We start from the raw sequence: 19687 nt of genomic DNA, 5'->3' as shown, positions 1-19687 counted from the left end.
TCGGTGACCCTGCCGGAAGGTACGGAAATGGTGATGCCCGGCGACAACATCCGCTTCGCCGTGAAGCTGATCGCCCCCATCGCCATGGACGAAGGTCTGCGCTTCGCCATCCGTGAAGGCGGTCGTACCGTCGGCGCCGGCGTCGTGTCGAAGATCGTCAAGTAAGTTGCCGGGCCGCAAGGCCTGTTGACAGGGACAGGGCCGCTGGTGACAGCGGCCCTTTTCCTTTTTATGGAAGGGCTTGGCCGGTGACGGTCCGGCCTTTCCGGGAATGCGGTGGGTGCAATGATCCCCTGCAACGGGTATCAGCGATCAGTGCAAACTGGTTGTTGCGTTGCGGGCGCAACTGCGCTATCAACCCGCACTCCCCGGGACCGCTCGGGGCGATGGTGATGTTTTGTCACTGGCGCCCGGAATGGAACCGACGGTGTAGGAGTGTAGCTCAACTGGTAGAGCACCGGTCTCCAAAACCGGGGGTTGGGGGTTCGAGCCCCTCCACTCCTGCCATCCCTTTAACAAGGATGGCCCCCTGCCGAAGTCCGGCCCCCAGCCGGTGCCAGTGCCAGGGTGACAACACGGTATGTGCATTCAGGAATGATGGCCAACGCCGACATGGCTAAAACCAATCCCGCAGAATTCTTGCGCGAGGTGCGCCGTGAGGTCGCCAAGGTCACTTGGCCGACGCGGAAGGAGACTCTCGTCTCGACCGCCATGGTCTTCGTGATGGTGATCCTGGCCTCTGTCTTCTTCCTGACGGTGGACCAGATCCTCGGATTCGGCATTCGCCTCATTCTTGGTATCGGGGGCTGATCCCATGGCCATGCGTTGGTACGTCGTCCACGTCTATTCCGGCTTCGAAAAGAAGGTCGCTCAGGCGGTTCGTGAGAAGGCTGCGCAGAAGGGCTTGGAAGAGCTGTTCGGCGACATCCTTGTCCCGACCGAAGAGGTCGTGGAAGTGCGCCGAGGCGCCAAGATCAATTCCGAGCGCAAGTTCTTCCCCGGCTATGTGCTGGTGAAGATGGAGCTGACGGATGACACCTGGCATCTGGTGAAGAATGCGCCGAAGGTGACGGGTTTTCTGGGCGGCGGCGGCAAGCCGCAGGCCATTTCGGAAACCGAGGCGCTGCGCATCATGAACCAGGTGCAGGAAGGCGTGGAGCGGCCCAAGCCCTCTATCACCTTCGAGGTGGGCGAGAATGTCCGTGTCACGGACGGTCCCTTCACCTCCTTCACCGGTCTGGTGGAAGAAGTGGACGAGGACAAGTCCCGCCTCAAGGTTGCCGTGTCGATCTTCGGCCGCGCCACCCCGGTGGAACTGGAATATACCCAGGTCGAAAAGATCTGACGAGTTTCCGGTCGGTGGTCTCCACCGGCCGGTTCCCGTGTGGGAGGCTTCAGCCCGCAAGTCCAAGGGCGGCCGCACCACGCAATCCCATGACGGAACGGCCCGGCCTTCTGTCAGACTATGAGGATCATCATGGCGAAGAAAATCGTCGGCTATATCAAGCTGCAGGTTCCGGCCGGCAAGGCCAACCCCAGCCCGCCCATCGGTCCGGCGCTGGGTCAGCGCGGTCTGAACATCATGGAGTTCGTCAAGCAGTTCAATGCGAAGACGGCCCAGCTGGAACAGGGCATGCCCATTCCGGTCGTGATCACCGCCTACGGTGACCGTACCTTCACGTTCGTGACCAAGACCCCGCCGGTGACCTACTTCCTGAAGAAGGCCTCGGGCATCACCAAGGGTTCCGCCACGGTTGGCAAGTCCGCCACCGTCGGCAAGGTGACCACCAGCCAGGTCCGCGCCATCGCCGAACAGAAGATGGTCGATCTGAACGCGAACGACGTCGAAGCCGCGATGACGATGATCGTCGGCTCCGCCCGTTCCATGGGTCTCGAAGTGGTGGAGGGCTGATCATGGCCATCGGTAAGCGTCTGAAGAAGGCCAACGGCAACGTTGACCGCGCCAAGTTCTACGCCCTGGGCGACGCCGTCGCCACGGTGAAGAGCAACGCCACCGCCAAGTTCGACGAGACCGTCGAAATCGCGATGAACCTGGGCATCGACCCGCGTCACGCCGACCAGCAGGTCCGTGGCATGGTGGTTCTGCCGAACGGTACCGGTAAGACCGTCCGCGTTGCGGTGTTTGCTCGCGCCGCCAAGGCCGAGGAAGCCAAGGCCGCTGGCGCCGATCTGGTCGGTGCCGACGATCTGGCCGAGCAGATCCTGGCCGGCAACATGGACTTCGACCGCTGCATCGCCACCCCGGACATGATGGGCGTGGTCGGTAAGCTGGGTAAGGTCCTGGGCCCCCGTGGCCTGATGCCGAACCCGAAGCTGGGCACCGTGACCCCGAACGTCGCCGAGGCCGTCAAGGCCGCCAAGGGCGGTTCGGTTGAGTTCCGCGCCGAGAAGACCGGTATCATCCATGCCGGCGTCGGCAAGGCCAGCTTCTCTGCCGAAGCTCTGGAAGAGAACGTCAAGGCGTTCGTTTCCGCGATCAACCGCGCCAAGCCCTCGGGCGCCAAGGGCACCTATGTCGAGAAGGTCTCGCTGTCCTCCTCGATGGGTCCGGGCCTGAAGCTGGACGTGGCCGCTCTGGTCGCAGCCCTGAACGCCTAAGTTCAGATACGAGTTTCCCGTTCCGGTTTCGGCCGGAACGGGACCGGGTCTCCAAGAGTTGGAGACCCACCCTGTCCGAGACCGCCGCGCGCCGATGGGACCTTTCCCTGACGCTTAATAGACCAGCCGGCGCAGACAGGAGCGAAAGCATTGATACGCCGGGACGGCGACAACCGCCCTGGACATGATGGCTTGAAGCTTCTGGGACAGGTAACCCCGTCTGGGCTGGTTCGTTTGAACCGGCCTGGATGTGTTGTAACCGGGCGGAATGGCCTTTTTGGCTGTCCTGTCCCAAATGGAGGCGAACCGTGGATCGTTCACAGAAGGAAGCTACGATCGCGGCCCTTAATCTTGAGCTGCAGTCGGCAGCCCTCGTCGTCGTGACTAAGCAGTCCGGCATGACGGTGGCTGAAGTTACCGACCTGCGCCGCAAGATGCGGGCTGCGGGCGCTAGCTACAAAGTGACCAAGAACTCGCTCGCCGTCATCGCCCTCAAGGGCACGCAGTTCGAGAAGACCGAAGGCCTGTTCAAGGGCCCGACCGCCATGGCTTGGTCCAAGGACCCGGTTGCGGCGGCCAAGGTTGCCATCGATTACGCCAAGACCAACGACAAGTTCAAGGTCATTGGCGGCTCCATCGGCGCTGTCACGCTGGACGCTTCGGGTGTTGATGCCCTGTCCAAGCTGCCGTCGCTGACGGAACTGCGTGCTGGCCTGCTCGGCATGATCCAGACCCCGGCGACCCGTATCGCTGGTATTCTGCAGGCACCGGGTGGCCAAGTGGCCCGCGTTCTCGCGGCCTACGCCAAGAAGGACGAGGCGGCCTGAGCCGCATCAAACTCAACGTTTATCTAGTTCCCTTAGGAGAGCATCATGTCCAAGCTGGAAAAGCTGGTTGAAGAACTGTCGGCCCTGACCGTCCTGGAAGCCGCCGAACTGTCGAAGCTGCTGGAAGAGAAGTGGGGCGTTTCCGCCGCTGCTCCGGTGGCCGCTGCCGCTCCGGTGGCCGCTGCCGCCGCTGCCCCGGCTGCTGAAGAGCAGACCGAGTTCACGGTTGAGCTGGTTGACGGTGGCGACAAGAAGATCAACGTCATCAAGGAAGTCCGCGCCATCACCGGCCTGGGCCTGAAGGAAGCCAAGGACCTGGTCGAAGGCGCTCCGAAGGTCGTCAAGGAGGCCGTGTCGAAGGACGAGGCCGCCAAGATCAAGAAGCTGCTGGAAGACGCCGGCGCCAAGGTCGCCGTCAAGTAATAGTGGCGATCTTCGCTGCATAAGAGGGCGCTGGACGGTGGCCCCCGGGAACGGGGGGCGCCGCCCGGCGTCGTCTGTCTTTTCTGAACCGGAACGTTCCGCTATCATGGCGGGCTTTTCCGGGACGGGACCATGGCGGTTCCGGAAGGGGTGGGGTCAAACCCTGCTCTGGATGGGAAAAACCAAGGCGGATCCTGGCTTCCACCGGCAGCGGAAGTGGGTGACGCTGATGATAACGACGTGGCTAAGCGCCTATCCGAACCGGATTTGCGCCCGCGTCGATTCGTGTTTTGGGGTGGCGGGTTTCGGCCCGATGCCTCGAATTTGGGCATTGACTAGAGCGCGCATTGCACCGGGCGAGTTCACGAGAGGCACTCTATGGCCAAGTCGTTCACGGGACGTAAGCGTATCCGCAAGAGCTTCGGGCGTATCCCCGAGGTGACCCGCATGCCGAACCTGATCGAGGTTCAGCGCAGTTCCTACGACCACTTCCTGCAGATGGACGTGGCGCCGGAAAAGCGGGCGGTCCTCGGTCTCCAGGAAGTCTTCAAGTCGGTATTTCCGATCCGGGACTTCTCCGAGCGCGCCGTGCTGGACTTCGTCCGGTACGAGCTTGAGCAGCCGAAATATGATGTCGAGGAATGCCAGCAGCGCGGTATGACCTTCGCCGCCCCGCTGAAGGTGACGCTGCGTCTCACCGTGTTCGATGTTGACGAGGATACGGGCCTGCGCTCGATCCGCGACATCAAGGAGCAGGACGTCTACATGGGCGACATGCCCCTGATGACGGCCAACGGGACCTTCATCATCAACGGCACCGAGCGCGTGATCGTCAGCCAGATGCACCGCAGCCCCGGTGTGTTCTTCGACCACGACAAGGGCAAGACCCACAGCTCGGGCAAGTACCTGTTCGCCGCCCGCGTCATCCCCTATCGCGGCTCGTGGCTGGATTTCGAGTTCGATGCCAAGGACATTGTCTATGTCCGCATCGACCGCCGCCGCAAGCTGCCGGCCACCACGCTGCTGTACGCGCTGGATGGCCTGGACACGGAAGCCTCCCGCGCCGCCCGCAAGGCGCTGGGCAAGGACCTGCAGCCGTACGAGGCGCAGGGCATGACCAAGGAGGAAATCCTTGGTGCCTTCTACGAGACCGTGACCTACACCCGTTCCGGCGCCGGCTGGAAGACCGCCTTCGAGCCGGAGCGTCTGAAGGGTCAGAAGCTCGCCACTGACCTGATCGACGCCCGCACGGGTGAGATCCTGGTCCAGCGCGAGACCAAGATGACCCCGCGCGTCCTGAAGCGCCTGGTCGAGCAGGGCCTGACGGAAGTCTCCGCTCCCATCGAAGAGATCATCGGCCGTTATCTGGCCGTCGATATCATCGATGAGCGTACCGGTGAGGTCCTGTACGAGGCTGGTGACGAAATCAGCAGCGCGTCGCTGGACAAGCTGGAAAAGCAGGGCGTGCAGGAACTGCCCGTCCTGGCCATCGACCATCTGAATGTCGGCCCCTATATCCGCAACACGATGGCTGCCGACCGCAACGCGTCCCGTGAGGATGCGCTGGTCGATATCTACCGCGTCATGCGTCCGGGTGAGCCGCCGACACTGGAAAGCGCGGAAGCGCTGTTCCAGGGCCTGTTCTTCGACCAGGAACGCTACGACCTGTCGGCCGTGGGCCGCGTGAAGATGAACGCCCGTCTGAATTTCCAGACGGACGATCAGGTGCGCGTGCTCCGCAAGGAAGACATCCTGAAGATCCTGAAGATCCTGAAGATCCTGGTGGAACTGAAGGATGGCCGCGGCGAGATCGACGATATCGACCATCTGGGCAACCGTCGCGTCCGCTCCGTCGGCGAACTGATGGAAAATCAGTACCGCGTCGGCCTGCTGCGCATGGAACGTGCGATCCGCGAGCGTATGAGCTCGGTCGAGATCGATACGGTCATGCCGCATGACCTGATCAACGCTAAGCCGGCGGCCGCTGCCGTCCGTGAATTCTTCGGCTCCTCGCAGCTGTCGCAGTTCATGGACCAGACGAACCCGCTGTCTGAAATCACGCACAAGCGTCGTCTCTCGGCCCTGGGGCCGGGCGGTCTGACGCGTGAGCGCGCGGGCTTCGAAGTCCGCGACGTGCATCCGACCCACTATGGCCGTATCTGCCCGATTGAGACGCCGGAAGGCCCGAATATCGGTCTGATCAACAGCCTCGCGACCTATGCCCGCGTGAACCAGTACGGCTTCATCGAAAGCCCCTACCGCAAGGTGGTGGACCAGAAGGTGACGTCGGAGGTGGTGTACCTGTCGGCCATGGAAGAAGGCCGCTACATGGTGGCCCAGGCCAACGCGCCGTTGCAGGCCGATGGCAAGTTCGCCGAGCTGCTGGTGTCCTGCCGTAAGGGCGGTGAATATCTGCTGGCGCGGCCCGACATGATCGACCTGATCGACGTGTCGCCCAAGCAGGTTGTGTCCGTCGCCGCCGCGCTGATCCCGTTCCTGGAGAACGACGACGCGAACCGCGCGCTGATGGGTTCCAACATGCAGCGTCAGGCCGTGCCACTGATCAAGGCGGATAGCCCGCTGGTCGGTACCGGCATGGAAGCGACGGTTGCCCGTGACTCGGGTGTGACCATCGTTGCCCGCCGCGCCGGCATCGTCGACCAGGTGGACGCCACCCGTATCGTGGTCCGCGCGACCGAGAATACGGACCCGGCGGCCCCCGGCGTCGATATCTACAACCTACTGAAGTTCCAGCGTTCCAACCAGAACACCTGTATCAACCAGAAGCCGCTGGTGAAGGTGGGCGACCGGGTGATCAAGGGCGATATCATCGCCGACGGTCCCTCGACCGACCTGGGTGAACTGGCCCTGGGCCGTAACGTGCTGGTCGCGTTCATGCCCTGGAATGGCTACAACTTCGAAGACTCGATCCTGATTTCCGAGCGGATCGTGCGCGATGACGTCTTCACCTCGATCCATATTGAGGAATTCGAGGTCATGGCCCGCGATACCAAGCTGGGCCAGGAAGAAATCACCCGCGACATTCCGAATGTCGGCGAAGAGGCTCTCAAGAACCTCGACGAAGCCGGCATCGTCTATATCGGCGCCGAAGTCCGTCCGGGCGACATCCTGGTCGGCAAGGTTACGCCGAAGGGCGAAAGCCCGATGACGCCGGAAGAAAAGCTGCTGCGCGCCATCTTCGGTGAAAAGGCCTCTGACGTGCGCGACACGTCGCTGCGCCTGCCGCCGGGTGTCGTCGGTACCGTCGTGGAAGTGCGCGTCTTCTCCCGCCGTGGCGTGGATAAGGACGAGCGCGCCCTGGCGATCGAGCGGGCCGAGATCGAGAAGCTGGCTAAGGACCGCGACGACGAGAAGGGCATTCTGGAACGCTCCTTCTATACCCGTCTGAAGGAACTGCTGATCGGTCAGACCGTCGTGTCCGGTCCGAAGGGCCTGAAGGGTGGCGAGGCGATCAGTGCCGAGCTGCTGTCGGGTCTCAGCCGCAATCAGTGGCGCCATATCTCCGTCGCCGATGACGGCGTGATGGAGTTCATCGAGCAGACCGGCAAGGTGTTTGACGACAGCGTCCAGCGCCTGCAGGAGAAGTTCGAAAACAAGGTCGAGAAGCTGCAGCGCGGTGACGAGCTGCCGCCCGGCGTGATGAAGATGGTCAAGGTCTTCGTGGCTGTGAAGCGCAAGCTGCAGCCCGGTGACAAGATGGCCGGTCGTCACGGCAACAAGGGCGTTATCTCGCGCATCACCCCGATCGAAGACATGCCGTACCTGGAAGATGGCCGGAATGTCGATATCGTGCTGAACCCGCTCGGCGTGCCGTCGCGCATGAATGTCGGTCAGATCCTGGAGACCCACCTTGGGTGGGCCGCTGCGGGTCTGGGCCGTCAGATCGGCGAGATGCTGGACAAGATGCGGGCCAAGGCGACCGATGCCGCCATCAAGTCCAAGACCCTGGATGAGCTGCGGGCCCGCCTGCGTCACATCTATGGTGAGGATGTGTGGGGTGCCGACATCTCCGACATGGGCGATGCCGAGCTGATCGAGCTGGCCAACAACCTGCGTCGCGGCATCCCCTTCGCTACCCCCGTCTTCGACGGTGCGCGCGAAGAGGATATCTGCCGCATGCTGGAAGATGCCGGCATCGACCGTTCGGGTCAGATGCAGCTGATCGACGGGCGTACGGGCGAGCCGTTCGACCGCCGCGTCACGGTCGGCTACATCTACATGCTGAAGCTGCACCACCTGGTCGACGACAAGATCCACGCCCGCTCCATCGGCCCCTACAGCCTTGTGACCCAGCAGCCGCTGGGTGGTAAGGCCCAGTTCGGTGGCCAGCGCTTCGGTGAAATGGAAGTGTGGGCACTGGAAGCTTACGGCGCCGCCTACACGCTGCAGGAAATGCTGACGGTGAAGTCGGACGACGTGTCCGGCCGTACCAAGGTTTACGAGGCCATCGTCCGTGGCGACGACAACTTCGAAGCCGGCATTCCCGAAAGCTTCAACGTTCTGGTCAAGGAACTGCGTTCTCTGGGCCTGAATGTCGAGCTGAACGAGCGCGACTACTAAGGGCCGATCAGGTCGACGCCCGGCGGGTCACCGCCTGCCGGGCGTCCTCATCGTTTGACGAAGCCATGACCCCCAGGGGAGACGGCATATGAATACCGAATTGATGAACATCTTCGGCACCCCGCAGGGTCCGCAGAGCTTCGACCAGATCCGCATCTCGATCGCCAGCCCGGAGCGTATCCGCTCCTGGTCGTTTGGCGAGATCAAGAAGCCCGAGACAATCAACTACCGGACCTTCAAGCCGGAGCGCGACGGTCTGTTCTGCGCCCGCATCTTCGGTCCGATCAAGGATTACGAGTGCTTGTGCGGCAAGTACAAGCGCATGAAGTATCGCGGCATCATCTGCGAAAAGTGCGGCGTGGAAGTGACCTTGTCCAAGGTCCGCCGCGAGCGCATGGGCCATATCGAACTGGCTTCGCCCGTTGCCCATATCTGGTTCCTGAAGTCGCTGCCGTCCCGTATCGGCCTGTTGCTGGACAACACGCTGAAGGATCTGGAGCGTATCCTTTACTTCGAGAACTATGTCGTTATCGAGCCGGGCCTGACCGAGCTGAAGCAGGGTCAGCTGCTGTCCGAAGACGAGCTGATCGACTTCCAGGACAAGTACGGCGAAGACACCTTCACCGCCAAGATCGGCGCCGAGGCCTTGAAGGACATGCTGTCCTCCCTGGACCTGGTGACCGAGAAGGCGAATTGCCGTGACGACCTGCGCGAGACCTCCTCGGAGGCCAAGCGCAAGAAGCTCGTCAAGCGTCTGAAGATGCTGGAAGCCTTCCTGGGCAACCCGGTCGAGGTTGAGACGGTCGCCGATTACGAACGGTTCGAAGGTTATAAGGAGCGCATTGAGCGCCCCGATGGCCCGACCATCTACAAGACCTACCCGGAAGCGACGCGCCCGGAATGGATGATCCTGGAAGTCGTTCCGGTCATTCCGCCCGAGCTGCGTCCGCTGGTGCCGCTGGATGGCGGTCGTTTCGCGACGTCGGATCTGAACGATCTGTATCGGCGCGTGATCAACCGCAACAACCGTCTGAAGCGTCTGATCGAGCTGAAGGCCCCGGACATCATCGTCCGTAACGAAAAGCGCATGCTGCAGGAAGCTGTGGACGCGCTGTTCGACAATGGCCGTCGCGGTCGCGTCATCACCGGTGCCAACAAGCGTCCGCTGAAGTCCATCAGCGACATGCTGAAGGGCAAGCAGGGCCGCTTCCGTCAGAATCTGCTGGGTAAGCGCGTCGATTATTCCGGTCGTTCGGTTATCGTCGTCGGTCCGGAACTGAAACTGCACCAGTGCGGCTTGCCGAAGAAGATGGCGCTTGAGCTGTTCAAGCCCTTCATCTACGCCAAGCTGGAACTGTACGGTCTGGCCAGCACGATCAAGGCCGCCAAGCGCATGGTGGAAAAGGAACGTCCCGAGGTCTGGGACATCCTGGAAGAGGTCATCCGCGAGCATCCCGTGATGCTGAACCGCGCGCCGACCCTGCACCGTCTTGGCATCCAGGCGTTCGAGCCGACCCTGATCGAAGGCAAGGCCATCCAGCTGCACCCGCTGGTCTGCACCGCCTTCAACGCTGACTTTGACGGCGACCAGATGGCCGTGCACGTCCCCCTGAGCCTTGAGGCCCAGTTGGAAGCGCGCGTCCTGATGATGTCGACCAACAACATCCTGTCGCCCGCCTCGGGCCGTCCCATCATCGTGCCGTCTCAGGATATCATCCTGGGTCTGTACTACATCACAATGGAACTGCCCGGTGCCGCGGGTGAAGGCATGGTCTTCGGCTCCATCGGCGAGATCGAGCATGCGCTGGCGGCTAAGGTCGTCACGCTGCATTCCAATATCCAGGCCCGCTATCACACGGTGGACAGCGAAGGCAATCCGATCACCACCCGCGTGACGGCCACCCCCGGTCGCATGCTGCTGTCGGAGATCCTGCCCCGCCATCCGGCCATCAAGTTCGACCTGATCAACCGCCTTCTGACCAAGAAGGAAATCGGCAACATCATCGACGTCGTCTACCGCCATTGCGGTCAGAAGGAGACGGTGATTTTCGCCGACCGGATGATGCGTCTGGGCTTCACCAACGCGTTCAAGGCCGGCATCTCCTTCGGCAAGGATGACATGGTCATCCCGGCCGAGAAGCAGACGCTGGTCAAGGAAGCCCAGGACCGCGTGAAGGAGTTCGAGCAGCAGTATCTGGATGGTCTGATCACCCAGGGCGAAAAGTACAACAAGGTGGTCGACGTCTGGTCGGAAACCACCGAAAAGGTCGCCGGCGCGATGATGAAGGTCATCGAGCAGCCGCGTCCGGGTCTGGGCGTGAATTCGGTCTACATGATGGCCCATTCGGGCGCTCGTGGTTCGCCGGCCCAGATCAAGCAGCTGGCCGGTATGCGCGGTCTGATGGCCAAGCCCTCGGGCGAAATCATCGAGACGCCGATCATCTCCAATTTCAAGGAAGGCCTGTCGGTTCTGGAGTATTTCAACTCCACCCACGGTGCCCGTAAGGGTCTGGCTGACACCGCCTTGAAGACGGCGAATTCCGGTTACCTGACCCGCCGTCTGGTGGACGTGGCGCAGGACGCCATCATCACCACGGTGGATTGCGGTACGAAGAACGGTCTGACCGTGAAGGCGGTGATCGATGGCGGCGACGTTATCGTTCCGCTGTCGGAGCGTATTCTGGGTCGTACCTCGACCGCCGATCTGGTTAACCCCTTGACCGGGGAGATGATCGTTCCGGCTGGCGAGCTGATCACCGAGCGCGAGTTGGAGCTGATCGACGCCGCAGGTATCGACACGGTTCATATCCGTTCGGTGCTGACCTGCGAGACCGAGGACGGCGTGTGCGCCCACTGCTATGGCCGCGATCTGGCCCGTGGTACGCGGGTGAACATGGGCGAGGCGGTCGGCGTCATCGCGGCGCAGTCGATCGGTGAGCCTGGCACGCAGCTGACGATGCGTACGTTCCACATCGGTGGTGCGGCGCAGCGTGGTGCGGAGCAGAGCTTCATTGAGGCTACGCTCGACGCCAAGGTGGTGGTGCGCAACCGTAACCTCGTCATGAACAGCGAGGGTGTGCCCGTGGTGATGGGCCGCAACTGTGAGCTGGCGCTGCTGGACGAGCAGGGCCGTGAGCGCGCCAAGCACCGCGTGCCCTATGGTGCCAAGCTGAACAAGGCGCTGGCGGTTGATGGCGCGTCCATCAAGCGCGGTGACCGTCTGGCCGAATGGGACCCGTATACCCTGCCGATCCTGACGGAACGCGAGGGTACGGCCACCTATGTCGATCTGGTGGAGGGCCTGTCCGTCCGCGAAGTGATGGACGAGGCCACCGGCATCTCCTCCAAGGTCGTGGTCGATTGGCGCCAGCAGCCGCGTGGCGCCGACCTGCGTCCGCGTATCGCTCTGCTGGATAGCAATGGCGAAGTCTTGAAGCTGCCAAATGGTGCGGAAGCCCGCTACTTCATGAGCGTGGATGCCATCCTGTCGGTGGAGAACGGTGGGAAGGTCCAGGCCGGTGACGTGCTGGCTCGTATCCCGCGCGAAAGCTCCAAGACGCGTGACATCACCGGCGGTCTGCCGCGCGTGGCCGAGCTGTTCGAAGCCCGCCGTCCCAAGGACTTCGCGATCATCGCGGAGATCGAGGGCCGGGTGGAGTTCGGCAAGGACTACAAGACGAAGCGCCGTATCGTCGTGAAGAATGACGAGACGGGGGAAGAGCGCGAGTACCTGATCCCGAAGGGCAAGCACATTGCCGTTCAGGAGGGCGACTATGTCCAGAAGGGCGACAGCTTGATGGATGGTAGCCCGGTGCCGCACGACATCCTGTCGGTCATGGGCGTGGAAGCACTGGCCAACTACCTGATCAATGAGATCCAGGACGTCTATCGTCTGCAGGGCGTGAAGATCAACGACAAGCACATTGAAGTGATCGTCCGCCAGATGCTGCAGAAGATCGAAGTCTCCGATCCGGGTGATACCACCCTGCTGATCGGTGATCAGGTTGACCGCGTGGAGTTCGAGCAGGAAAACCGCGCCGTTCAGCAGCGGATCAAGGAAGGCGAAGTCGATCTGCGCTTTGCGGTCGGCAAGCCGGTTCTGCAGGGCATCACCAAGGCCTCGCTGCAGACCCGTTCCTTCATCTCTGCCGCGTCGTTCCAGGAAACGACCCGCGTCCTGACGGAAGCTGCCGTCCAGGGCAAGGTCGACAATCTGGAAGGCCTGAAGGAGAACGTGATCGTCGGTCGTCTGATCCCGGCTGGTACCGGTTCGGTCGTCAACCGTCTGAAGGCCATCGCTGCCGAGCGCGACCGCGCCATGCAGCTGGGCGAAGACGGCGAAACGCCGGCCCTGCCGGAAGCGGCTGCCGAGTAAGTTCGGCAGGTGCTTGGTTGAGTAGGGAAGGGCCGCCCCGGCAACTGGGCGGCCCTTTTCCGTTACGGGATTTGACGCTTCGCCCTTGGCAAGCCAGCATGCCAACGCCTAAATAGCCGTCACTAATTTTAGGTGGGAGTGGTTGGCCATGGCTAAGGGTTTTCTGTCAGGCAGGGTAGGCTTGCTATTCTCCGCCCTGTCGGGGGTCGGTGCCGCCTCAATCGTGGGGGAGGTGCTGCGCAGCCTGCCGCAGGCCATGTCTATCGCGGAGCAGAACCCGATGCTGTTGGTGGCTGCACCCATTCCCGTCGGTGCGGTTGTTGCTATCGCGCATATCTACTGGCTGAGGTCGCTGACCACCCGTCAGGCGGCCCCGACTGCCGTGCCAAGCTCGCCACCACCAGGGTCGCTGCGCGTTCAGGCGGCAGAGGCCGAGACCGACCAGGCGGGGGGCAAGCCGCCGCGTTGGCGCCCGGTCATCCGGAACTGAGGGCAGGTTGATGAACCGTACCCAGCTGACCCTGGCGCTGGACCGCATGGACCGGCTGTACCCCAATGTGCTTCAGCCGGATTACCGGGACGAGGTCCTGGGCGTTGGTCGTTCCTTCGCGCCGCTGGCCCGAACGGCCAAGAAGCTGGGCGGCCTGCTGCACGCCCATCGCGGCCGTAAGCTGGAACAGCTGGAAGAACGGATCGTGGCGGAGGTCCGGCACCTGCATGATGAACTGCGCGAAGGGGCGCAGCGCCTTTTGGCTGCCAAGGTGTGGATCGGGGACGAGTAGTCCCCGATTAAGCTTATGCGCCGAAGAACACCTTATACATCAGGCGTCCAGGCAACAGCGTGAAGGCCCCGGTGATGAGCAGCGCGAGAACGTAAAGCCGCACCATCGCCTTCTTGTGGCGCACGATATCGCCCTTCCGGACCAAACGGATGGCCTGCCACAGCGTGATCAGCGTCAGCACCGACAGAAGATGGATGGGGCTGAACAGCCCGAACATCCGGATTTCATGGATGAAGAAGGAAGACACCGCCACGGTGGCCATGGAGGCCACCCAGATGCGACCCAGAAGCCGGTGGGTCGGCGTACCCTTGGGCATGGCGAACTGTACGCCGCCCAGGATGATGGCGGTGGCTGCCAGAACGGCATGAAGCTGGATCAGCGCCGGGGCACCCAGGAAAAGGTCGAAACCCTGCAATTTAAATCCCCTGTCCGATAGGTTTTTCCAACCTATCGGACAAACCAGACAGGAAAATCAATGGCCTGGTTAAAGGGACGTAAAAGAAATCAGCGAATGACGCTGCCCCACAGATCGTATTCGTCGGCTTCCTCGATCTTCACGCGGACCATATCGCCCGGCTTCACCTTGAATTCGTCATTAAGGTAGACGGCACCATCGATTTCCGGGGCATCGGCCCAGGAGCGGCCAACGGCCCCTTCCTCGTCGACCTCGTCGATCAGCACATCCATCTCGCGACCGATCTTGGTGGCGAAACGCTTGGCGCTGATTTCCTGCTGATGGGCCATCAGGCGGTTCCAGCGCTCCTCCTGCACCTCCTTCGGAACGGCGCCGGGGATCTCGTTGGCGGGCGCACCCTCTACCGGCTCATACTTGAAGCAGCCCAGACGGTCGATCTGCGCCTCGGTTAGCCAGTCCAGCAGATACTGGAAATCCTGCTCCGTCTCACCGGGGAAGCCCACGATGAAGGTGGAGCGGAGCGTCAGGTCGGGGCAGCCCTGGCGCCACATCTTGATCCGGTCCAGCACCTTGTCGGTGTTGGCCGGGCGCTTCATGGCCTTCAGGACGTTGGGGGCGGCATGTTGGAAGGGGATGTCCAGATAAGGCAGCACCTTGCCGTCCGCCATCAGGCCGATCACCTCATCCACATGCGGATAGGGATAGACATAGTGCAGGCGGATCCAGGCACCCAGGTCACCCAGCTCGCGGGCCAGATCAATGAACTTGGCCCGGACCTGGCGGCCCTTCCATTTGCTCTCGGCATAGCGGGTGTCCATGCCATAAGCCGAGGTGTCCTGGCTGACCACCAGGATCTCTTTCACACCGGCCTTCACCAGCGCCTCGGCCTCGGCCAGCACCATGTTGGCGGGGCGGGAGACCAGATCGCCGCGGATGGACGGGATGATGCAGAAGGTGCAGCGGTTGTTGCAGCCCTCCGAAATCTTCAGATAGGCGTAGTGGCGGGGCGTCAGGCGCAGGCCCTGCGGCGGTACCACATCCAGATAGGGATCGTGGCGCGGAGGCACCACCTCGTGAACGGCGCTGACCACCTGCTCATACTGGTGCGGACCGGTGACCGCCAGGACGTTGGGGTGGTTCTGCCGGATCAGGCTTTCTTCCTTGCCCAGGCAGCCGGTGACGATGACCTTGCCATTCTCCTTGATGGCTTCACCGATCGCCTCCAGGCTTTCCGCCTTGGCGCTGTCCAGGAAGCCACAGGTGTTGACCAGCACGACATCGGCCCCGTCATAGGAGCCGGAAATCTCATACCCTTCCGACCGCAGCTTGGTCAGGATGCGTTCACTATCCACCAGTGCCTTGGGGCAACCGAGGGAGACGATACCGACCTTGGGCGCGGGGGCGGGGGAATGGGTCTGCTTGGTCATGGGGAAGGGTCCTTGAAAACAAGCGGCCTATATAATCTCGTGTGCGCGTTGAGGCCAGTGGGGCCGCAAGCATGGCGGGGTGGCGGAAAGCAGCGCGGATGGTGTGCCGGCACGATTCGGGGTATATAAATTAACTGAACGTTCGCCACCGGGATGCCGCCATGGCCGTCGCTCTTAAAGGGTCTGACCTGAAACGCATGAGCATCGAGGAGTTCCTGTGCTGGGACTCGGGCGATGACCTCCGTTATGAGCTGGTGGAAGGATGGCCGGTGGCGCAGTCAGCGCCGACCCGCAGCCATGGGCGCATGGATGTGAATGTGGGTGCCAGCCTGAAGCAGGGCCTGAAATATGCTGCCCGCCCCTGCGTTGTGGAGAGCGGCAGCGCGTTGCGCATCGATAAGCGCTGGACTGTCCGGGCGCCAGACCTGCTGGTCCGCTGCGGCCCGGACCGGCGGACGGCGGATATGCCGCTGCTGGCCGTTGAAATCCTGTCGCCGAGCAATTCCGCCAGCGAAATGGCTCGCAAGCGTGATGATTATGCCTCGGTCGGTATCCAGCAGGTGCTGGAGTTGGACCAGGACGAGGCACGCGCCCTGCTCTGGCGGGTCGATGGCGACCGTTGGATTGTCGAAACGATCCGGGGTCTGGAAGCCTCCGTCACGCTCGACAGCATCGGCGTCACCCTCCCCATGGCTGAGATTTATGAGGATGTGGAACTGACCCTCCCCGCAGATGGCCCGCCGCCGGCAGCGGCATCGGCCCCCTGACCGGTCCGCCAGCCCTGCGGAGTCCAGGGGGCCACGATGCGTTGCCAACGGGACGGAAGGCCTAGGGTCGCGCTTGACGGGGTGGGGCGACATCCCTATAGTCCGCCAACCTATTTCGGGGGGGCAGGCTGTAGCCCGCCCTCGTGGCGTCTAGACGCTGTCCCCACTGTTGGCATCAAGCGCTTACCCATCAGGGACGTTGGCCAGCTCCAAGGAACCTCCCCGGAACAGTCGATAGCCGCACCCGAGTCCTTGTTCGGACGGCGCATGAGATTCTCCCGCACGGAGCCTTAAGCTTCGTATGCGGGTGTTTTTCGTCCGTCGTTATGAGGTTGGTGGTGCGACCGGTTTGGAATGACATCCCCGTTTCGGGGATATGAGAAAAGGCGAAGGGCGTTCATGCCGACGATCAGTCAGTTGATCCGCAAGCCGCGGGCTCCGTTGGTGGCCCGGGATAAGGTGCCGGCCCTGCAGGAATGCCCGCAGAAGCGTGGCGTTTGCACCCGTGTCTACACCACCACCCCGAAGAAGCCGAACTCGGCGCTTCGTAAGGTCGCCCGCGTGCGCCTGACGAACGGCTACGAGGTCATCAGCTACATCCCCGGTGAAGGTCACAATCTTCAGGAACACTCGGTCGTCATGATCCGTGGTGGCCGCGTGAAGGATCTTCCCGGTGTGCGTTATCACATCATCCGCGGCACGCTCGATACTCAGGGCGTGAAGAATCGGAAGCAGCGCCGGTCGAAGTACGGCGCGAAGCGTCCGAAGTAAGGAGAGCGAGCAATGTCCCGTCGTCGTAAAGCCGACAAGCGCGAAGTTCTGCCCGACGCCAAGTTTGGCGATATCGTGCTGACGAAGTTCATGAACTGCCTGATGTACGACGGCAAGAAGTCGGTGGCTGAGTCCATCGTCTACGGTGCCCTGGATCGCATCGAGGTGAAGACGAAGCAGGACGCTCTGCAGCTCTTCCATGACGCCCTGAACAATGTCCGTCCGTATCTGGAAGTTCGTTCCCGCCGCGTCGGTGGTGCGACCTATCAGGTGCCGGTGGAAGTGCGCTCCGACCGTGCGCAGGCTCTGGCGATCCGTTGGATCATCGGTGCTGCCCGCAACCGTTCGGAAAACACCATGACCGAGCGTCTGTCGGGTGAGCTTCTGGACGCCGCGCAGCAGCGCGGTACGGCCGTGAAGAAGCGTGAAGACACGCATCGCATGGCCGAAGCCAACAAGGCCTTCTCGCACTACCGCTGGTAAGTTCGGACGCCCTGATCCATGGCCCGGTCCCATCCCATCCACTCCTATCGGAACATCGGCATTGCCGCGCACATTGATGCCGGCAAGACGACGACGACGGAGCGGATCCTGTTTTATACGGGCAAGTCCTATCGCATTGGCGAGGTCGATAACGGCACCGCCACGATGGACTGGATGGAGCAGGAACAGGAGCGGGGCATCACGATCACCTCGGCAGCCACGACCTGTGTTTGGAAGGACCACCGTATCAACATCATCGACACGCCGGGTCACGTTGACTTCACCATTGAGGTTGAACGTTCCCTGCGGGTTCTTGACGGTGCGGTTGCCCTGTTCGATGCGGTGTCGGGTGTCGAGCCCCAGTCGGAGACGGTATGGCGGCAGGCGGACAAGTACCGCGTGCCGCGTATCTGCTTCGTGAACAAGATGGACCGCGTCGGCGCGGACCTTCTGGGGACGGTGGCGATGATTGCGGAGCGGCTGGGGGCCAACCCCGTGCTGCTTCAATTGCCGCTTGGTGTGGAGGCGGGTTTCAAGGGTGTTATCGATCTGGTTGCCATGAAGGCGATCATCTGGGCCGATGACATGCTGGGGGCCCGGTTCGATACGGTGGATGTGCCGGTCGACATGCTGGACGAGGCAAAGCGCTGGCGCGCCAAGCTGGTCGAGCAGGCGGTCGATATGGAAGAAGCCGCGACCGACGCCTTCCTGTCCGGTGTTGAGCCGGATGAGAAGGAACTGCGCCGTCTGATCCGCAAGGGCACGATCGGGCTGAAGCTCGTTCCGGTGCTGTGCGGGTCGGCTTTCAAGAATAAGGGCGTGCAGCCCATGCTGGATGCCGTCGTCGATTTTCTGCCGTCCCCGGCGGATAAGGGCGATATCCAGGGTACGACGCCGTCGGGCGATGCGGTTACCCGCGCCGCCAATGACGAGGCGCCCTTCGCGGCGCTGGCGTTCAAGGTGATGAATGATCCGTTCGCGGGGTCCCTGACCTTCGCCCGTATCTATTCCGGTTCTCTGCGTCAGGATGCCGTCATGGCCAATCCCGGCAAGAAGCAGGAAGAGAAGGCTGGCCGCATGCTACTGATGCATGCCAATAGCCGGGAGGAGATCGAGGAAGCTCATGCGGGCGATATTGTCGCGTTTGCTTCCCTGGAAGGGACGACGACGGGGGATACGCTGTGTGATCCGGCCCATCCGATCCTGTTGGAGAGGATGGAGTTTCCCGAGCCGGTGATCGAGGTGGTGATCGAGCCGCGTAGCCAAGCCGATCACGACCGGATGGCAGTGGCACTTGGTCGTTTGGCGGCTGAGGACCCTTCCTTCCGGATCGGTCGCGATCCCGAATCGGGTCAGGCGATCCTGCGGGGCATGGGTGAGCTTCATCTGGAGATCATCGTGGACCGCATGCGCCGGGAGTTCCGTGTGGAGGCGGCGGTGGGCAAGCCTAAGGTGGCCTACCGCGAGACCATCACCGCCCGGGGCGAGGTGGATCACACGCATCGGCGCCAGATCGGCAATGTCGGCCAATTCGCCCGCGTCAAGCTGGTGGTGGAGCCGGCGCAAGCGGGTCAGGGGCTGGTGTTCGTGAACAAGGTGTCGGCGGAAACGCTGCCAAAGGAATTTGTCACGGGTGTGCAGAAGGGGCTTGAGGCCGCCAGGACGTCGGGTGTGGTTGCCGGTTATCCGGTGGTCGATATCCGGGTCGAACTGGTCGATGGCGCCTTCCACGATGTGGAAAGCTCTGTGCAGGCATTTGAAATGGCTGCGCGGACGGCATTGCGGGAAGGGCTGGCCAAGGCTCGCCCCGTCCTGCTGGAGCCCGTGATGAAGGTCGAGGTGACGACCCCGGAGGAATATCTGGGCGATATCATCGGCGACCTGAACAGCCGCCGGGGGCAAATCCTCGGCATGGATCAACGGGGCAATGCCCGGGTGATCGATGCCAAGGTGCCGCTGGCGACGATGTTTGGTTATGTGAATACGCTACGGTCCAGCAGTCAGGGCCGGGCACAGTACTCGATGCAATTCGAAACGTATGAACCGGCGCCGCACGCCATCGCTGACGAGCTTCGCAGCAAGGTGGCCTGAACTGGTCGTCAACCGATTGAAATGAGGACGGAACATCATGGCTAAGGCTAAGTTTGAGCGGACGAAGCCGCACTGCAACATCGGCACCATCGGTCACGTTGACCATGGCAAGACGTCTCTGACGGC

General features: G+C 62.3%; 17 protein-coding genes, 1 tRNA gene and 1 pseudogene. 17 read left to right on the top strand and 2 right to left on the bottom strand.

Features of this window, described 5'->3' with window-relative positions; translation table 11 throughout:
• From tuf to ACT6Q8_RS25195, 12 genes and pseudogenes are all read left to right on the top strand, one after another.
• Nucleotides 1–165 (top strand): annotated as a pseudogene (gene tuf, locus ACT6Q8_RS25250) (elongation factor Tu); the annotation flags it as partial.
• Nucleotides 166–431: 266 nt separating this feature from the next.
• Nucleotides 432–507 (top strand) — tRNA-Trp (locus ACT6Q8_RS25245).
• 105 nt (nt 508–612) lie between these two features.
• Entirely contained in the window at nt 613–810 is a 198-nt protein-coding gene (gene secE, locus ACT6Q8_RS25240; RefSeq protein WP_054169740.1) for a preprotein translocase subunit SecE, read from the top strand.
• Nucleotides 811–814: 4 nt separating this feature from the next.
• Nucleotides 815–1345 (top strand): transcription termination/antitermination protein NusG, encoded by a 531-nt coding sequence (nusG, locus tag ACT6Q8_RS25235; protein ID WP_054169727.1) that lies wholly within the window; start codon nt 815–817, stop codon nt 1343–1345.
• Nucleotides 1346–1477: 132 nt separating this feature from the next.
• A complete protein-coding gene (gene rplK, locus ACT6Q8_RS25230; RefSeq protein ID WP_054169741.1) occupies nt 1478–1912 on the top strand; it encodes a 50S ribosomal protein L11 in 435 nt (144 codons plus the stop codon).
• Entirely contained in the window at nt 1912–2619 is a 708-nt protein-coding gene (gene rplA / locus ACT6Q8_RS25225) for a 50S ribosomal protein L1 (RefSeq protein WP_156344801.1), read from the top strand. The genes rplK and rplA overlap by 1 nt, the downstream gene beginning before the upstream one ends.
• Nucleotides 2620–2927: 308 nt before the next feature.
• Nucleotides 2928–3446 carry a 50S ribosomal protein L10 gene (gene rplJ, locus ACT6Q8_RS25220; protein WP_054169729.1) on the top strand — a complete coding sequence of 173 codons (519 nt, stop codon included), beginning with the start codon at nt 2928–2930 and terminating at the stop codon, nt 3444–3446.
• Between the two features lie 45 nt (nt 3447–3491).
• On the top strand, nt 3492–3869 hold the full coding sequence (gene rplL / locus ACT6Q8_RS25215) for a 50S ribosomal protein L7/L12 (protein ID WP_054169730.1): 378 nt from the start codon (nt 3492–3494) through the stop codon (nt 3867–3869).
• A 378-nt stretch (nt 3870–4247) separates the two neighbouring features.
• Nucleotides 4248–8450, top strand: coding sequence for a DNA-directed RNA polymerase subunit beta (rpoB, locus tag ACT6Q8_RS25210; protein WP_444735262.1), 4203 nt, complete (start codon nt 4248–4250; stop codon nt 8448–8450).
• 88 nt (nt 8451–8538) lie between these two features.
• The gene (gene rpoC, locus ACT6Q8_RS25205; protein WP_444735263.1) at nt 8539–12825 is read left to right on the top strand and encodes a DNA-directed RNA polymerase subunit beta'; all 4287 of its coding nucleotides are present in this window, start codon (nt 8539–8541) and stop codon (nt 12823–12825) included.
• A 148-nt stretch (nt 12826–12973) separates the two neighbouring features.
• Nucleotides 12974–13315 (top strand): hypothetical protein, encoded by a 342-nt coding sequence (locus ACT6Q8_RS25200; RefSeq protein ID WP_444735264.1) that lies wholly within the window; start codon nt 12974–12976, stop codon nt 13313–13315.
• 10 nt (nt 13316–13325) lie between these two features.
• The gene (locus ACT6Q8_RS25195; RefSeq protein ID WP_444735265.1) at nt 13326–13607 is read left to right on the top strand and encodes a hypothetical protein; all 282 of its coding nucleotides are present in this window, start codon (nt 13326–13328) and stop codon (nt 13605–13607) included.
• 13 nt (nt 13608–13620) lie between these two features.
• Here ACT6Q8_RS25195 and ACT6Q8_RS25190 read toward each other — a convergent pair whose 3' ends face one another.
• Both ACT6Q8_RS25190 and rimO read right to left on the bottom strand, forming a co-directional pair.
• Nucleotides 13621–14022, bottom strand: a complete 402-nt coding sequence (locus tag ACT6Q8_RS25190; protein WP_444735266.1) for a DUF2306 domain-containing protein — start codon at nt 14020–14022, stop codon at nt 13621–13623.
• An 89-nt stretch (nt 14023–14111) separates the two neighbouring features.
• Nucleotides 14112–15449, bottom strand: a complete 1338-nt coding sequence (gene rimO, locus ACT6Q8_RS25185) for a 30S ribosomal protein S12 methylthiotransferase RimO (RefSeq protein ID WP_444735267.1) — start codon at nt 15447–15449, stop codon at nt 14112–14114.
• A 161-nt stretch (nt 15450–15610) separates the two neighbouring features.
• On the opposite strand from rimO, the gene ACT6Q8_RS25180 reads away from it, so the two are divergent.
• From ACT6Q8_RS25180 to ACT6Q8_RS25160, 5 genes are all read left to right on the top strand, one after another.
• The gene (locus ACT6Q8_RS25180) at nt 15611–16216 is read left to right on the top strand and encodes a Uma2 family endonuclease (RefSeq protein WP_082372585.1); all 606 of its coding nucleotides are present in this window, start codon (nt 15611–15613) and stop codon (nt 16214–16216) included.
• A gap of 399 nt (nt 16217–16615) precedes the next feature.
• On the top strand, nt 16616–16987 hold the full coding sequence (gene rpsL / locus ACT6Q8_RS25175) for a 30S ribosomal protein S12 (protein ID WP_054169737.1): 372 nt from the start codon (nt 16616–16618) through the stop codon (nt 16985–16987).
• Between the two features lie 12 nt (nt 16988–16999).
• Complete coding sequence (rpsG, locus tag ACT6Q8_RS25170; RefSeq protein ID WP_054169738.1) at nt 17000–17470, top strand: 30S ribosomal protein S7; 471 nt, start codon at nt 17000–17002, stop codon at nt 17468–17470.
• Between the two features lie 18 nt (nt 17471–17488).
• Nucleotides 17489–19561, top strand: a complete 2073-nt coding sequence (gene fusA / locus ACT6Q8_RS25165; protein WP_054169739.1) for an elongation factor G — start codon at nt 17489–17491, stop codon at nt 19559–19561.
• A gap of 37 nt (nt 19562–19598) precedes the next feature.
• Nucleotides 19599–19687: GTP-binding protein (locus ACT6Q8_RS25160; protein ID WP_245584062.1), on the top strand; the 89-nt coding region annotated here is incomplete at its 3' end.

It is taken from the genome of Niveispirillum sp. (assembly GCF_052437035.1).
Taxonomy (GTDB): Bacteria; Pseudomonadota; Alphaproteobacteria; order Azospirillales; family Azospirillaceae; genus Niveispirillum.
The sequence above is the reverse complement of the archived record's forward strand: the minus strand, read 5'-3'. Positions and strand labels throughout refer to the sequence as shown.

What these genes read in the sequence shown, in the direction of transcription:
- secE (WP_054169740.1), top strand. Translation starts at nt 613, where the DNA reads ATGGCTAAAACCAATCCCGCAGAATTCTTGCGCGAGGTGCGCCGTGAG.
- nusG (WP_054169727.1), top strand. Translation starts at nt 815, where the DNA reads ATGGCCATGCGTTGGTACGTCGTCCACGTCTATTCCGGCTTCGAAAAG.
- rplK (WP_054169741.1), top strand. Translation starts at nt 1,478, where the DNA reads ATGGCGAAGAAAATCGTCGGCTATATCAAGCTGCAGGTTCCGGCCGGC.
- rplL (WP_054169730.1), top strand. Translation starts at nt 3,492, where the DNA reads ATGTCCAAGCTGGAAAAGCTGGTTGAAGAACTGTCGGCCCTGACCGTC.
- rpoB (WP_444735262.1), top strand. Translation starts at nt 4,248, where the DNA reads ATGGCCAAGTCGTTCACGGGACGTAAGCGTATCCGCAAGAGCTTCGGG.
- rpoC (WP_444735263.1), top strand. Translation starts at nt 8,539, where the DNA reads ATGAATACCGAATTGATGAACATCTTCGGCACCCCGCAGGGTCCGCAG.
- ACT6Q8_RS25200 (WP_444735264.1), top strand. Translation starts at nt 12,974, where the DNA reads ATGGCTAAGGGTTTTCTGTCAGGCAGGGTAGGCTTGCTATTCTCCGCC.
- ACT6Q8_RS25195 (WP_444735265.1), top strand. Translation starts at nt 13,326, where the DNA reads ATGAACCGTACCCAGCTGACCCTGGCGCTGGACCGCATGGACCGGCTG.
- rimO (WP_444735267.1), bottom strand. Translation starts at nt 15,449, where the DNA reads ATGACCAAGCAGACCCATTCCCCCGCCCCCGCGCCCAAGGTCGGTATC.
- ACT6Q8_RS25180 (WP_082372585.1), top strand. Translation starts at nt 15,611, where the DNA reads ATGGCCGTCGCTCTTAAAGGGTCTGACCTGAAACGCATGAGCATCGAG.
- rpsL (WP_054169737.1), top strand. Translation starts at nt 16,616, where the DNA reads ATGCCGACGATCAGTCAGTTGATCCGCAAGCCGCGGGCTCCGTTGGTG.
- rpsG (WP_054169738.1), top strand. Translation starts at nt 17,000, where the DNA reads ATGTCCCGTCGTCGTAAAGCCGACAAGCGCGAAGTTCTGCCCGACGCC.
- fusA (WP_054169739.1), top strand. Translation starts at nt 17,489, where the DNA reads ATGGCCCGGTCCCATCCCATCCACTCCTATCGGAACATCGGCATTGCC.